This window comes from Pirellulales bacterium (assembly GCA_019694435.1).
GTDB lineage: Bacteria > Planctomycetota > Planctomycetia > Pirellulales > JAEUIK01 > JAIBBZ01.
The window spans coordinates 1-14407 of record JAIBBZ010000023.1; the positions used below are offsets into that span (position 1 = coordinate 1).

The following is a 14407-nucleotide window of genomic DNA, read 5'->3' on the forward strand; positions in this document are numbered from 1 at the left end:
TCCGGGCGCCGCGCCACCGGCGAGCGCGCCACCGGTGTCGCCCGCGCCGCCTCCGCCCGTGGCCTCGGCGCCCGGGCCGCTTCCCGCGCCTCCAGCCAACCCCACGGCCACCGTCACCGGCGGCCTCCCCTCGACGCAGCCGGCCGAATTGAACCGCTGGTCGCAAGACCTGATGGGCTGGCTGGGCATCCAAGGCCGCACCGACCTGGCCCAACGCGCCCAGTAGCGGAAGTAGGCGAGCGTGCCTTTGCCGGGACGCGCGCCTCTAGCGTCGCGAATCGCCGGCTTCGGCCGCATAGAGCTGCGGCAGAAACGCCTCGAAGTTTCCGACTTCTTCGATGTTGTGCTTGATCCACGCGTGGCCGCGCGCCTCGTCGAAGCCGTAGCGGCGGATCAAGGGATTGATCAGCCGGCCGAGCACGCCGCATACGCCGATCGTCAAGCTATTGCAGTAACGTGTGCCGTCCGGCTGCGGGGCGAACTGGTAGTCCATTTGCGCGAGCGGCAACCCATGAAACCGCGGTCGATGGGCGAACCCTGCTTCGTCGAGCTTGGTGATCAAGGTCTGCGTATCGACGAGATAGTCGGGGTTCGCGCCCAGCATCTCGGTGAGATGAATCACGCAGCCCACGCCGATCGAGCCATCCGGATTGCGGCGGGAATACTCGATGGCCAGGTGATCGCAAGGATGCCAAACGCGATAGCGCGGCAGCGAGCGCCCGTCGAAGATCATCTCGCCTTCCAGGTGCTTGAACCACCACACGAGCATCGCCGGTGTGACGCCGCGCAAAACTTCGTGCTCGATCCAGCAATGCAATCGGCCGTCCGCCAGCACCGCCAGGCCGCTGCGAGCGCTGGACACGGGTTTGCACGTCCAGCGAATGTCGAGCGGCTCCGGGGCTTGGCGCCTCATTGCGAGCCCCTTGTCATTGCTCGTTCAAACGCACGAACGAAAGCGGCTGCTCGGCCAGCGGGTCCTGAATGCGGATGGCCATCTTGCCGAACAGCAGTTCGTCCAATTGATGGCCCACGACCTCGGCGCGCCAGCCTTGAATGAGCGACGGCGTCGGCAGGCTGGGATCGCCTTCGAGCCGGTAAGTAATCAACTCACGGACGTCGTCGACGGTGCCCACCAGGCTCGGTGCAACCTCGGCCTGCCGGCAAATGCTCGTCAGGGCGGCGGTCAGGAATTGGCCCACCATGACCAGTTGCTGGCTCACCTCACGCCGCGGCAAACGCGGGATCTCGCCGTCGGGCAGGGCCAGGGCCAGCTCGATCGTGCGTGCCAGGTCGCCCAGCACCCTCTGCAGGTCGGGCCGCTCGAAGCCGCGTACGGCTCGGATCTGCTTCACGTCGGCCAGGCGGCGCTTGGCGAGTTCGACGATCAGGTCATCGCGCAGCACGGTGCGCGGCGGCCGATTGCGGCGCTGCGACTCGGCTTCGCGCCATTTCCACAGCTCGCGAACGATGGCCAGACTTCGTCCCGACAGGTTCGAGCTGCCGGCCACCTTGCGCCAGCGATCGTGATTGCGTGACGCCTCGACGTCGTTCTGCCAACGGATCATCTCGTCAGCCAGCCAGCTTGCGCGACTCAGCTTCTCCAAGCGCCGGCCGATCGTGTCGCGCAGTGCTGCCAGATAGCGCACGTCGTCGAGTGCGTACTCCAACTGCCGCTCGGTGAGGGGCCGCCGACGCCAGTCGGTCCGCGTCTCACCCTTCTGGGCCTGCTTGCCCAAGAGGCGATAGAGCAGATTGCCGTATCCGGCCGGGTACTCCAGCCCGATCAGCCCGGCGGCCAATTGCACGTCGAACAGATCGCGCGGCCGATGGCCCGACGACTCGAGACAGAACCACAGCTCCTCGCGGCCGGCGTGGACGACCGTCTCGTGCCCGGGCGCGGCGATGACCTGCCAGAACGGTCGCAGATCGTCGATGGCCAGCGGATCGATGACCGCCAGCATTTCGCCCGCGGCCACCTGCACCAGGCACAACTGCGGACGATAGGTGTGTTCCGAGACGAACTCGGTGTCGAAGCAGATCTGCGGCGCATGCGCCAAGCGGTCGCACAATTGCCGCAGGTGGGCATCGGTCGTAATCGTTTCGTAGCGCAAGCGTCGTTCGAGGGCACGAGTAACAGATCGGCTGGCCGGCTATCTTAGTGTTCGCCGCGAAGGCTTGCCAGGATTCGTCCGGCCGGCGCGACGGACGGCAATCGGGCCACAAGCGCGGTCACCACAAGAAGCGATCGGATATGAGCGACACCACGACCAGGACCGGCAACAGCACGACCAGGCTGTAGACGAGGTAGCCGAAAAACGTCGGCATCTTCACCCCGGCCGCTTCCGCGATGCTCTTGACCATGAAATTCGGCCCGTTGCCGATATAGGTCATCGCCCCCATGAATACCGATCCCAGACTGATGGCCGAGAGCAGCCCCATCTCCACGCCGGCCATCTTGGCGCCGTCGATCGTCAGCGACCGGGCCGTCTCGAAAAACACCAGATACGTCGGGGCGTTGTCCAGCACGCTCGACAACGTGCCCGAGGCCCAAAAGAACTTCTGCGGGCTGTCGACGCCCAATTGAGCGCCTCGCGCGTCAAGGATCTGCAGTGCCGGCTGCATACAGAGAAAGATCCCCAGGAACAGCACGGCGACCTCGACGATCGGTGCGAAGCTGAACTCGTTCCCGGCGCGCGCCTCTCGGGGCCCGAGAGCGAGGCTGGCCGCGATCAGCAGCAACATCACCACCTCGCGCAGGTACAGCCAGGGCTCCCAACTGGTGCCCGGCAGCGGCTTGCCGGGCGACAGCAACGCCGCCGCGAGCACGACGCCCACCAGGAGGCAAGCGTTCAACGCGAGCCCCTGCGCCCGGAAGGGAACCAGGACCCGCTCATCGCGGGCGATGTTCCCGAGTGTTTCGCGCGGATAGGCGAACCAGGTGTCCCACAGGTAATAGATGGCCAGCAGTGCCAGGTTCACCATCAACCATTGCGGCCAAAGGTGCCACAGCGTCCAGGTGAACTCGACCCCGCGCAGGTAGCCCAAAAACAGCGGCGGATCGCCGATCGGTAGCAGGCAGCCTCCGCAATTGCACACCACGAAAATAAAGAAGATCACGGTGTGGACGACGCGACTGCGCTCGGAGTTGGTCTGCAGCAACGGACGGATCAGCACCATGGCCGCGCCGGTGGTCCCGATAAAGCTGGCCAAGAAGCCACCCAGAGCCAGAAATCCGGTGTTGGTCAGCGGATGCGCCGGCACGTCGCCCACGACGCGGATGCCACCGGTGATGGTGAACAGCGCAAACAACACGACGATGAACGGCACGTACTCGACGAGCAGCGCGTTCTCAATCGTTGCCCAGGCCATACCCAGCGAGATGCCGCCGGCCGCCGGTTCGACCAGCCCGGTGCGCAGGAAATGCTGCCGCACCGGGTGTTCGTGCAACAGGGCGTAATACGCCAAGGTGACCAGCCCCAGCACGGCGGCGACGTAAAACCGGTGCAGATTGTGCTCCCACCAATGCGCCAATTTGCCGGTCAGCGGCAAGATGGCGATGGCGCCCAGCAGCAGCACAAACGGCACCACCGCGTAGAGCGCGGGGGGCTCGGGCAGGCCGTGGGCCGCTTCGACGCCCGGCTCTTCATGGGCAGGCGCGGTACCCGGGAACCAGCCCCGGCCGACCGCGACAAAATACAGCAGGGCCGTAAGTAGAATCAGCGCGGTAAGCGCGACATGCCGGTCGCCACGCTGCGCGGCGCCTGTGAGGTTGATCGTTGGTTCGTGCGACATCCAGAGCCGTACCCCACGCGTCAAATGCGGACAGTCGATTCGAGATTAGCGGTGATGCTCGAACCGCTCATTGAAGCAACTTGGCAGGACTTTGAGGAGGGCCGCCCACGGCGGAGCAATCCGCACGCGACGCTGACCTACCACTGGTCCCATCCGATCGTCTCTAGCCGAGCGAGCTCGCCATCGAGGTCGGTCCCCTCGTAGAACGAGAGCCAGCCGCGGACTTCTTGCGTGGCTCCGCTGGAGCAATCGGGAAACTTTGGATCGGCATGCAGGCAAGGGCAGGGGACGTTTCCCCACACGCGGTGGCTGGGCGTCCAAGCCGTGATCACCCAATGGTTTCCGGCCGCGTTGCGACAGACGCCGTAGGGCGCGCGAAACACTTTGTTGTCGTTGGTCTCCGCGGCAAACTCCGGCGCGCCCTTGAGCATCACGCAATTCTGCACTCGCAGGTCGTCGAGCGGAGCGTCGGTGCCGTTGGTCAACCGCAGGCGCATTTGTACGCCGTCGCGCCGCGGGCGGATCTCGGCGGCGAAGACGATTCCATTCGGCAAACGGCGCTCGATCGACAACCGCTCGGCGGTGACTTGCCACTCGAGCGGCGGCAGTTCGACGCCGGCCTTGCTCCAGATCGTCGGCACATGCGTGTGCGCGAGATACGTCAAACCCAGATTCGACCAGATGGCTTCGGGCACGTCGGCCACGACATAGGCCGAGTCGTCCCAGGGCAAAAACACGCTGACCTTGGTTTCACGCTGCGGATCGATCGCGCCGTCGCGAAAACCAATCCGCGGATGACGCCCGCCAGGGTAGGGCAGCACGGTCAGCGGCTCGGCGGGCGTGCGCCGCGGGTGCCGGCCCGGTTGCAAATCGAAACGCGCCAGCGCGTCGGTGACTTGTGCGGGGGACAGGCCGGTCGCCTGCGCCGCCTCGGCCGGAGTAAACCGATGCCAGGCGACCATGTTCTCAAGCCACCGGCGCAATTCCGCGTCGTTCGCCGCGGGCCGAGGCGTAACGCGATCGATATCCGGCTCGTCGGCGCCCGCGAGCGAAGCGCCGAAACACGCCAAGACCAACACGCACAGCCGAGTCAATCGTCTCACGCGCCGTACCCTGCGGACCAGTTTGGATTTGCCGGACAATCGTCAGGGCCAGTGTAAGCCGTGCGGCGTTTGGCCCGCCAGTGACCCTTTGGTAGACTCCGCACGGCTATTGCTCCCCGAACCCGCCGCGAATCCCGCCCGAGATGTCTCCGCGATCCTTGCGCATGGCCTACGCCCATCCGAGCCGCCTGCTGGTCAGCGTGCGCGACGAGCACGAAGCACGCCTCACGATCGAGGCCGGTGTCGGCTGGATTGACGTCAAGGAACCGCGGAACGGCTCGCTCGGTGCCGCGCCGGCAAAGATCGTCGCTCAGGTACTCGAGCTGGTGGGCAATCGAGCCGTCGTCAGCGCCGCGCGCGGAGAATTGCTCGACGGGGCTCGCTGCGCCCCGTGCGATGGCCGCCTGGCGCTGGCCAAGTTCGGGCTGGCCGGCTGCGCTCGCGTCGTCGATTGGCCGTCGCGGTTGATGCAATGCGTGTCGACCTTTTCTGCGACGACGGCCGCCGTCGCGGTGATCTATGCCGACTGGCGTTCTTGCCACGCCCCCGAGCCGGAGGCAGTGCTCGAACTTGCGCAACGCGATCGCTTTGCAGCCGTGCTGGTCGACACCTTCGACAAATCGGCCGGCGGGTTGTTTGAGCACCAGGCCGAACGGCAACTCGAGGCCTGGATCGGCGCGGCGCAACAATCGGGCCACCTCTGCGTGCTGGCCGGTTCGCTCGATCGGCAGAGCCTGCGGCGCGCCCTCGAACTCGGGCCCGACCTGGTGGCGGTCCGGGGTGCGGTGTGCGGCGAAGATCGAGCGGCAGGGATCGATCCGTGCAAGCTGGCCGCCGTCGTCGAGCAAGTGCGCAACAGCGAACGCTGTTCGCGACCCGTCGGCGAGCGGCTACTTTCCGGCCGCGCCTGAGGCCGCGTTCCCGCGCGGCTGCGCCTCGTCGAGGGGGTGCAACTCGAGCCGCCGGAAAAAGATCTCCGCCCCCTCGCTTTGCAACAGAATGTGTCCCGCTTGCGGGCTTGCCGCGCGACCTTCGCAGACCTTGCGGCCGTTCACGTAATGCTCGACGCGATCGCCGCGCGCGATGAGTTCGCAGTGCGTCCACTCACCGAAAGGGCTCTCCAGGTCTCGGTCCCCGCGAAAACCGAGCCGGTCTTCCCAATCGGGGTCCCGCCCGAACCAGTTGATCCTCCCCGATTCGAAGCGTTGGACTTCACCGCCCGGCTGCCACACGGCTTCGCCATCGCGATCGCGTGCGATCTCACAAGTGACCGAGACCGGGTAGGTCTGGCCCTCGAAAGTTGCCGGCACCGCCAGCAGGTCGCCCGTACCGCCTTCGATGATCTGGTATTCGAGCGAAGCCATCCACACGCCCGTGGCGCCGTCGGGCCCGAGAGCGTGATACATGATGCCCGAGTCGCGTGACGCCTTTTCGCGCGGCGCCCAGGTTCGCGGGCCCCAGCGATACTCGGCGACGAGACGATAGTCGCGATAGGTCGCCGCGGTGCGCACGTAGCCGTAGGCCTCGCCGGAGATGTGCAACAGGCCGTCCTGGACCGTAAACACGCCGCGCGGGTCGTCGTGGCCGCTGTCGCGCAGCCAGACCACCAGGCCGGACAGATCGCGGCCGTTGAACAGCACCAGCGGCTGATCGACCGGAGCGATCGCGTCGGCGCCCCGGCAGGGTTCGACGGCGGCCAGGCCAACGAGCAGGACCGCCGACCAGGTGCAGCGCCGCGAGAAAGCGGTGGAGTTCAACGGTCACCGCCCACGCCGATGCGATTCGACATATTCTGAACCAATTGGTACTGGGCCGCGGCGAGAAACTCACGAATTTGCACTTGCTGTTCCGGCGTGGACTGTTTCAACCAGTCGTTGGCGCGGGCAAACAGCGCCAGTAACAGCTCGCCGCGCCGGCCGCCTTCGGTTTGCGATCCCTCGACGGCGCTGCGAATGGCGGGCCAGCGCAACAGCGATTGCGTTTCGCGCGCAACGAACCGCTCGCGATGGCGTTCGTGCCGGATTTCGTGGTAGGCCGTCACTTTGTCGAGAAACCAGACGCGCATCAGCTCGAATAGGCTGTCGAGACAGCGTTGGCGCTGGCCGGTAGGCAGTTCGGCGATTCGAGCCGTCCAATCGAAATCGGTCGACATGCTCTCGTCGATCCGCGCGATCAGCCGCCGTTGCATTTCCGGCGAGGCTTTCGCCGCGTCGTTCGTGGCGAGCCAGGCGACGATCGCGCTATAGTCGCGCAAGCCCCGTTCGGGCAGGCCTTGCCGCGCGGCCAGCACGCCTGCCGCCACGCTCACGCCTGTCGAGGCAATCAGGACCAGGTAGGTCAAGGCAACTCGTACGTTGCGGATCACGCGATTTCTTGCCTGTGAGTATTCGAGATCGCCCCCGACCATTGCCGCCAAGCGCGGCCCTCGCAGAGAACACTTTCTTGCTCGGCGAATCGATTCTCTCTGCCCGTATTGTAAGTCCGCCGCGGCGACGGTCGAGCACGCACGATAGCATGCTCGGATAGCGCACAACTGCGGTTTCCTCTTGACGGACCCGGAATACGGGGCCACGCTGTTAGCTAGGCATTTGCCGCACCCTGGACGTGCGCGCACGCGCGAGTGCCTGCTTGGCGAATCGATTCTCATGCGGGAGTGCCACGGATGGGCACCTATACCTGGCTCGTGGGCCTGGGCCTGTTGGCTCAAGTCGGCAGTGCCCCCCTTGGCAGTGCCCCCCTCGGCAGTGCCCCCCTCGGCAGTGCCCCCCTCGGTAGTCCGCCCGCGCAGCCGGCTGCATCGGCGCAGCCGCCGCACGCGTCGAAGACGCCGCCTGCACTGCTCGGCGAAGCCCTGACACCTCCGGCACGCAGCCCTCTGGCCGGGCAGCCATTGCGGCTGGTTGACCTATTGGCTCGATCAAACGATCGGACACGCCAACTCCAGGCCGTGCGGATCTATTGGACGCTCTCGGCGGCGGTCGCCTCTTACTACTCGCGGCGCAGCGAGTTCGACTTCCTCGCCCGACTTGAAGGCTTCGAATCGGCCGCGGCCGAAACAGCGCAACCCGCTGGTGAAACGGTGCGGCTCGACGGCGCGTTGGCGCTGGTCGAAGCGCAAGCCCGCGAGGCCGAGCTGGCCGCCATTGATCGGCAATATGAGTTGGCGCCCTGGTTGGGCGCCGCAGTGGTGACGGCGCTGCCCTTGCCGGCCGATATGCCGCAAATCGGTCAATACCGCACAAATTTCGAGCAGATTTTTGCCGGTCGTGCCGCTCCCGAGCCGGCCCGGCGGGCCCACGACACGTTGCCGTTGCGGTTTCGAGAAATCGAATTGCGCGCCGCAGCGGTACAGACGTTGAACGACCTGTTGTCGGCCAGCGAAGAGGCCTACGTCTCGGGTCGCGCCCCGCGCGAGCAAGTCGTCGAGCGGCTCCAGGAACTGAGCCGCGAACGACAAGAGTTCATTCAGGCGGTGCTGGCCTACAATTTCGACATCACCGATTATGCCCTGGCCGTGGCCCGGCGCGGGGCGCCCGCCAACGAGCTGGCGGCCATGCTCGTGCCCGGCGGCTCAAACACCCCGCAAGCGCAGCCTGCCGCGACGGCTCCCCCGCCCGCACAGCCGGCGGCGGCAATGGCACCGCCCCCGGCCGCACCGCGATCCGGTCGCCGAGCGTTACCGGGCCGGCAAATGACCTACGAGGAGCCGCTGCTTGGTGCGCCGGGCATGGCGACTCAGCCGGGTCCGCTGACCGCGGGGCAGCCTACGCCGGGCGATCCAGCCTCGGGTTGGCAGCCGCGCGAGGAAGGCACACCACCCGCCGAAGAGCCCCCGGCGGAATTGCCGATCGATCCCGACGCCGATCCGATCGAGATTCCCGACGCCGCCGAACCGCCCGAGGCAGCAACCCCGGAAACCATGGAGGAAGCCCGCGCTGGCCGCAATTCGCAGGCCGCGCGGATCGTCCTCGTAGCCCAGCGCGCGGCCAGCGATCCGACACCGCCGGCCGGCGCCCCCTTGTATCAATCGCTGGTCGAGATCAATCCGATGCAGCGTGCGCAAGAATTGGCCACGCAGCTCGCACTGTCGGCCCCCTTGCCACCGGCCGCAGGCTCGCCCATTACGCTCGATGCCTGTGTGCAGGCCGTCAGCGCGCGTGACAGGTCGGCCGTCACCAGCACCTATTGGCAAGCTCGATCGACGATTACCGAGTACGGCATTCTTCAGCGCCAGCTCGAGCAATTCGCAGCCTTGGAATCCTCGGTGCTGGCCCTCCACGATCGCGTCGGAGGCGCTGAAGCGATGCTCGAGTTTCGTGCCATGCGCCTGGTCGCCGAGGCCGAGTTGACCCGGGCCCATGCCAGTTCGATCGTCGCCCAAGCCGCGCTGCCGCGAACTGCGGCCTTGGCCGGGGCCCGGCTGCTGCCCGTCACGGCCCCGCACGGTGGACGTTACGCCATGCGCCTCGAGCTGTTTCCGGCCAATATTCAATCTTCCGGACCCGTTGTGCGCCTGGCTGCAGCGATGCCGCGCTGGTTTGCCGCCGTCGCCGCCCGGGCCGAGGAAGTCGTCGCTGCCGATCTGGCCCGCGCGCGGTTGACCGATCAGTTGCTGCGCGAGCCGGCTTTGCCCGGACCGGCCATGCGAGCGATCCGTCAACAGGCTCGCGCTACGCTCGGCTTCAACGACACGGTCACTCGGTACAACATGGCCATCGGCGAATACGCCGCGGTTGTGTTGCCGCCGAATCTTCCGGCCGCTCAATACGTCGCGGCCCTCGTGCTGTCGCCGGCCGGCACCGTGGGCAGAATGTAGTCTCTGCCCAAGCGGGGTTTCCTGAGAGCGGACCGCCGAAGAGCGGCTCGACTGCGATGGGCTCCAAACGCGGAGGAGCCCAGGGGATGGGACCCCCTGGGCTCGCGATGCCTCCGCCGGAATACGTGTGTCGATCCGCGTGGATCAGCGGTTGACTTCGACGCCGATGTTGAAGCCGTGGAAGAAGACATCCTGGGTATTGCGGTCGTCGCGAATCCCCATGAATGGCACCTTGTACAGCACCATGTTTGACGGCCGCGCCAGGGCGTCCTGCCAGTTGGCCGTCCAACCACCGCGAATTGCGATCGCCTTGGTCAATTGATAGCTGGTCTGCAGCCGCACTTCGGCACCCGGCGAGAACTCCACCGCGGTGAAGTCGTGCTCGAACGTATTGGGCGAGAACTGCTGTGAGGTGTTCACCGGACGGAACAACGACGGGTTCGGCGGAATCGGCCGCGTCAGGCCATCCAAGGTGTTGGTATTCGAGAAGATCTCGAAGCCACCGGTCTGGTGCACGCTCTGAAAGTTCCAGCCGACGAAGCCACGCCCTTCGGCCGACAGCGTCCAGTGACCGTGGGTCTGCGACCACCGGGCCGACACTTGCGGTCCGACGATGCGGTTCCGGGCCCGGGTGTACCAATCGCTTTCCCCGAGAATGCCGCCCCAGCCCTGGACGTCGAAGTTCTCCTCCCAGTCGCTGTACCGCATACCGGTACCGACTTCCAACAGGCTCCCGTTGTGGAACGGATCGAGCCGGTAGAAGGGCATGACTTCGAGATTGTTGTACTTCGTTTGGTTGCGCACACGGAGCTCGTTGTAGACGACCGGCAGCCGGTACAGGTCGTCCAGGTCGTAGAGGACAGGATCGCTGAGGTTGTCTTCGATGTTGGTCGGATCGATCACCCCGTCGCCGTTGCCGTCGTAGTAGCGGCCCGCGGCAAAGTTGGCGACTGGGACGAAGCCTTCGATCGGCAACAAGATGTCAAGCGACGAGTCGTCCACGACATCCAGTTCGCTGCGGTTGACGAAGCCGTCGAGATAACCCACCTGGCGCGTCTTGAGTAGCCCGGTTTCCAGGTCCCAGAAGGTCATGGGCACATAGGTGTCCAGGAACACCACATCGACGTCGCCGCGCGTCACGCGCTCGGTCCAGGGATGAATGAACTGGCCGCCGAACATGATGCCCCAATGTCCGTCGCAATCGACGCACCCGAATTCGACGCGTTCACCCATGGCGCTGCCGGTGGTGAAGGCCGTCGTATTCAAGCCGTTGGTTGACAGGCGTCCCCATTCATCGAGCGGCAGCACCGGCTTGGCCACCGGGTCGGCCTCGCCGAAAAAGGTCTCAGGAATGCGGCCGCCGATTCCACCGTCGGCCACGATCACCTGGCCGCCGTCGACGCCGATGTCGGATTGCTTGGGAGTGCTCAACCACCAGTTCACTTCGTCCAGCGTGGCGAACCAGCCCGTCTTCGGATCAGGACCACCGCTATATGCGCTCACGTCCGGAGGAGCGAAGAACTGTAAGTCCTCCACGCCGACCCAGGAGCCGGGCACCAATTGCGCAGCGGCAGTACCCGAGCCGGCCAGCGCAATGACCGCGAACAGCAACCATGACTTGGTGCGGAAGATGTCCATGATTCCGAGCTACCCTGGTTCGAGGGCGAACAATGGCCGGCGCAGCAGCTCCCCCAATGGAGCCGCCGCGCATGGTCTCGTGCGGGTAGTATCGGACGCACCGGTCGTAACAATTGAACAAGAAAGGCAAAGAGTACGGAGAAGACCGGTTGTTCCGATCTTGCAGGCGCACCAGCGGCGTCGGCGTTGCTGGCAGCGAAATCAGCCTGCACCCCCCGAAACGCAATCGTTCGATCGCCAGCGGGGACAACACTCGCACCAGCATCCGCAGCAGTCGCTAACTGGCAGAATTGCCGCCCGTCCTGAGAAACCAGCCGGTTTCTTGCGAAAAGGCGCTCTTCGATGCTAATCAAACGCTCATCGAGCGCAAAAAAAAGTCCCCGCAGGCGGGGCAGGAACCTGCGGGGAACATTGGATTGAGGTACCCCCCAATCACGCCCGCATTATGTACAGGTGCATTTTTTATTGCAAGCATCGATTGCCAAAAAATAATCTGCTCAGTCGCCAAGGTTCCCCCGAGCGAAGGGGGCACATCGGCAAAGGGCCATCGCTTGCCGGCCCGGCCAACGTTGATAATGACGCTCCCCGGGGGCCAGCCCCCAAAAGCGAGGCGATTATGGGTCTCTACGCAAACTACGTGTTTCCGCATCTGCTCGACTGGGTCATGCAAAGCCCGGCCATGGCCGAGCAGCGGCCGCGCGTCGCCGGCGCTGCCGCCGGGCATGTGCTGGAAATCGGCTTCGGCACCGGTCTCAACCTGCCGCATTACACCGACGCCGTGAAGCGACTCGACGCGATCGATCCGGCCAGCGTCTTGCGCAAACGCGTGGCTCGACGCATCGAACAGTCCGTTGTGCCGGTCCACACGCATCAGCTCGACGCCGCGCGTTTGCCGTTTGACGACGCGATGTTCGATTGTGTCGTCAGCACCTGGACGCTCTGCTCGATCGACAACGTGCAAAAAGCTCTCGGCGAAATCCGCCGCGTCCTGCGGCCCGGCGGCCGGTTCCTGTTCGTCGAACATGGCCGCAGCGACGATCCGCGCGTGGCCCGTTGGCAAGACCGGCTGAACCCGTTGCAGCGCCGCGTGGGAGTCGGCTGTAATTTGAATCGCGCCATCGACCGGCTCGTTTGCGACGCGGGGTTCGAACTGAACCGCATGGAACGGTTTTGCCTCCGCGGCACCCCGCCGGTGTTCGGCGAACACTACCTGGGTGAAGCATCGCGCTAAACCCGCTCGAACCAAGTTCCCCTGGCCTAGACCACCGATGCCTAAAGTATTGATGCCGATCGGCGACGCTTCGGAAGTGCTGGATACGTTCTATCCCTACTTCCGCTTGCCCGAAGACGATTTCGAGGTCGTGGTCTGCGGGCCCGAAGCCCGGCTCTATCACCTCGTGCTGCACGAGGTCCCGCCGGGGGCGCTCGTGCCCTGGGACATTACCGAAGAACGGCCGGGCTATCATCTCCGTGCCAGTCTGGCCTTCCGCGACGTGGTGGCCAGGGACTATGCGGGGTTGTTCGTCTCGGGCGGACGAGCCCCGGAGTATTTGCGCTACGATCCTCACCTGCTGGAAATCACCCGGCATTTTTTCGCCGCCGGCAAACCCGTGGCCTCGGTGTGCCACGGCATCGAGATCCTGACCGCGGCCGGATGCCTGCAAGGCCGCACGGTGACGACCGTGGCCAAGTGCCGCCTCGACGCGGAGCAGGGGGGCGCCCAATATGTCGACCAACCCTGCGTCGTCGACGGACAGCTCGTCACTGCCCGCACCTGGCACGACAACACGCCGTTTCTCAAGGCCTTCGTGCGGCTGCTGCGCCAAGGCGTGCAAAGAGCCTGACCGCAGTCGTGCGCCGGCCCGCTCCCGGGCGGCGGCCCGGGCGTATACTTTGCAAAGCGTCCGACAGTGATCCTTGGCGATCGCCTCCTGCGGGAAAAGGAAATTGCAGATGCAAGTGCAGCTACGGTCCGGCACACAAGGGAGTTGGATTCAGTTAGGACGCCATGTGGCGCTGCTGCTGGCGGCGCTCTCGCTGAGTTCATCGCGAGCCCAGGAGGTGTCCGGCGCCGTCGACGCCCCGGAGAAGCTCGAATACCTGCGCGTGGCCCGCGACGAAGCGGGCAACCCCACGGCCCTGCAAACGGCGATCGTCAGCTTTCACACCCCCGCTGACGCCCAGCGCCCGGTCCAGGTCGACTTGATCGGGGCCATCCATATCGCCGAGACGGAGTATTTCCAGGCGCTCAACAAGCGGTTCGCGGACTACGACGTCGTCCTGTACGAATTGGTCGCGCCGAAGGACGACAATCGCCCGCAACCGGGCCGGCGGAGCGGCCACCCGATTGCGGCAATGCAATCCAACATGCAGCAGATGCTCGGTCTCGCGCATCAACTCGACGTGATCGACTATCAGGCCAAGAACCTGGTGCACGCGGACATGTCGCCCGAACAGTTCGAAACATCGATGAGCAACCGCAACGAGAGCTTTGTGAAGATGTTCATGAAGCTTTACTTTCGGGAAGTGGGTCGGATGCTGGCCGAACAGAGCAAACCGGCCGACCCTGAGAACCCCGGTCGCCGGACGAGCGATGCCGACTTGATCTCTGCATTCTTGAGTCCCAACCGCTCCGCGGCGCTCAAGCGCGTCCTGGCCGATCAATTCGGCGATATGGAAACGGCGCTCAACGCGCTCGACGGGCCCGAAGGTTCGACGATCATCACCGAGCGCAACAAGGTGGCCCTCGAAGGACTGCGCGAACAGCTCGACAAGGGGCACAAGAAAGTGGCCATCTTCTACGGGGCAGGGCACATGGCCGATCTGCACGAGCGCCTGCTCGAAGATTTTCACTTGCAGCCGGGCGAGCCGCAGTGGCTCGATGCCTGGAACCTCGGCGACGAAGGCAGCGAACGCTAGCGTCGCGCAGGGCATGACTGCGATCAGCGTATCTTCACGGCCGGGGCTTTCGCGCTCTGGGGTGTGCTAGCAACGTCAAGCGACCTTGACGCCTCCGCGGTCACGCGCGAGACTTCGGCCCCGCGATGCTCCGCCTTGG

Annotated in this window: 13 protein-coding genes; 6 read left to right on the forward strand and 7 right to left on the reverse strand. The window is 65.3% G+C overall.

The genetic code is table 11. The features are described from left to right. Window positions 1–226 (forward strand): hypothetical protein (locus K1X74_16130; protein MBX7167862.1); only part of this gene is annotated, 226 nt, incomplete at its 5' end. A gap of 39 nt (window positions 227–265) precedes the next feature. Here the strand turns inward: K1X74_16130 and K1X74_16135 are convergent. The 4 genes from K1X74_16135 to K1X74_16150 all read right to left on the reverse strand — a co-directional run bounded on the left by K1X74_16135 (window position 266) and on the right by K1X74_16150 (window position 4895). Next, window positions 266–913 (reverse strand): hypothetical protein, encoded by a 648-nt coding sequence (locus tag K1X74_16135; protein MBX7167863.1) that lies wholly within the window; start codon window positions 911–913, stop codon window positions 266–268. A gap of 13 nt (window positions 914–926) precedes the next feature. Continuing rightward, a complete protein-coding gene (locus K1X74_16140; GenBank protein MBX7167864.1) occupies window positions 927–2111 on the reverse strand; it encodes an HRDC domain-containing protein in 1185 nt (394 codons plus the stop codon). A gap of 118 nt (window positions 2112–2229) precedes the next feature. After that, window positions 2230–3792: a sodium:proton antiporter gene (locus K1X74_16145; GenBank protein ID MBX7167865.1), complete on the reverse strand. Its 1563-nt coding sequence runs from the start codon at window positions 3790–3792 to the stop codon at window positions 2230–2232. 137 nt (window positions 3793–3929) lie between these two features. Continuing rightward, window positions 3930–4895 carry a hypothetical protein gene (locus tag K1X74_16150; GenBank protein ID MBX7167866.1) on the reverse strand — a complete coding sequence of 322 codons (966 nt, stop codon included), beginning with the start codon at window positions 4893–4895 and terminating at the stop codon, window positions 3930–3932. A 164-nt stretch (window positions 4896–5059) separates the two neighbouring features. Here K1X74_16150 and K1X74_16155 point away from each other — a divergent pair, with 164 nt between their 5' ends. After that, entirely contained in the window at window positions 5060–5806 is a 747-nt protein-coding gene (locus K1X74_16155; protein ID MBX7167867.1) for a (5-formylfuran-3-yl)methyl phosphate synthase, read from the forward strand. Here the strand turns inward: K1X74_16155 and K1X74_16160 are convergent. Further along, window positions 5786–6652: a DUF1080 domain-containing protein gene (locus K1X74_16160; protein MBX7167868.1), complete on the reverse strand. Its 867-nt coding sequence runs from the start codon at window positions 6650–6652 to the stop codon at window positions 5786–5788. The two genes, K1X74_16155 and K1X74_16160, sit on opposite strands and share 21 nt — an antisense overlap. Further along, window positions 6649–7260, reverse strand: coding sequence for a hypothetical protein (locus tag K1X74_16165; GenBank protein MBX7167869.1), 612 nt, complete (start codon window positions 7258–7260; stop codon window positions 6649–6651). The genes K1X74_16160 and K1X74_16165 overlap by 4 nt, the downstream gene beginning before the upstream one ends. Window positions 7261–7557: 297 nt before the next feature. Here K1X74_16165 and K1X74_16170 point away from each other — a divergent pair, with 297 nt between their 5' ends. Then, window positions 7558–9711 (forward strand): hypothetical protein, encoded by a 2154-nt coding sequence (locus K1X74_16170; GenBank protein ID MBX7167870.1) that lies wholly within the window; start codon window positions 7558–7560, stop codon window positions 9709–9711. Window positions 9712–9855: 144 nt separating this feature from the next. Here K1X74_16170 and K1X74_16175 read toward each other — a convergent pair whose 3' ends face one another. Beyond that, a complete protein-coding gene (locus K1X74_16175) occupies window positions 9856–11349 on the reverse strand; it encodes a hypothetical protein (GenBank protein ID MBX7167871.1) in 1494 nt (497 codons plus the stop codon). 616 nt (window positions 11350–11965) lie between these two features. On the opposite strand from K1X74_16175, the gene K1X74_16180 reads away from it, so the two are divergent. The 3 genes from K1X74_16180 to K1X74_16190 all read left to right on the forward strand — a co-directional run bounded on the left by K1X74_16180 (window position 11966) and on the right by K1X74_16190 (window position 14268). Then, the gene (locus tag K1X74_16180; protein MBX7167872.1) at window positions 11966–12580 is read left to right on the forward strand and encodes a class I SAM-dependent methyltransferase; all 615 of its coding nucleotides are present in this window, start codon (window positions 11966–11968) and stop codon (window positions 12578–12580) included. Window positions 12581–12617: 37 nt separating this feature from the next. Beyond that, window positions 12618–13193 carry a DJ-1/PfpI family protein gene (locus K1X74_16185; protein MBX7167873.1) on the forward strand — a complete coding sequence of 192 codons (576 nt, stop codon included), beginning with the start codon at window positions 12618–12620 and terminating at the stop codon, window positions 13191–13193. A 109-nt stretch (window positions 13194–13302) separates the two neighbouring features. Next, on the forward strand, window positions 13303–14268 hold the full coding sequence (locus K1X74_16190; GenBank protein MBX7167874.1) for a hypothetical protein: 966 nt from the start codon (window positions 13303–13305) through the stop codon (window positions 14266–14268). Window positions 14269–14407: the final 139 nt, after the last annotated feature.

Coding starts and splice junctions, on each gene's coding strand:
- K1X74_16135 (MBX7167863.1), bottom strand. CDS start 913: ATGAGGCGCCAAGCCCCGGAGCCGCTCGACATTCGCTGGACGTGCAAA.
- K1X74_16145 (MBX7167865.1), bottom strand. CDS start 3,792: ATGTCGCACGAACCAACGATCAACCTCACAGGCGCCGCGCAGCGTGGC.
- K1X74_16155 (MBX7167867.1), top strand. CDS start 5,060: ATGGCCTACGCCCATCCGAGCCGCCTGCTGGTCAGCGTGCGCGACGAG.
- K1X74_16170 (MBX7167870.1), top strand. CDS start 7,558: ATGGGCACCTATACCTGGCTCGTGGGCCTGGGCCTGTTGGCTCAAGTC.
- K1X74_16175 (MBX7167871.1), bottom strand. CDS start 11,349: ATGGACATCTTCCGCACCAAGTCATGGTTGCTGTTCGCGGTCATTGCG.
- K1X74_16180 (MBX7167872.1), top strand. CDS start 11,966: ATGGGTCTCTACGCAAACTACGTGTTTCCGCATCTGCTCGACTGGGTC.
- K1X74_16185 (MBX7167873.1), top strand. CDS start 12,618: ATGCCTAAAGTATTGATGCCGATCGGCGACGCTTCGGAAGTGCTGGAT.
- K1X74_16190 (MBX7167874.1), top strand. CDS start 13,303: ATGCAAGTGCAGCTACGGTCCGGCACACAAGGGAGTTGGATTCAGTTA.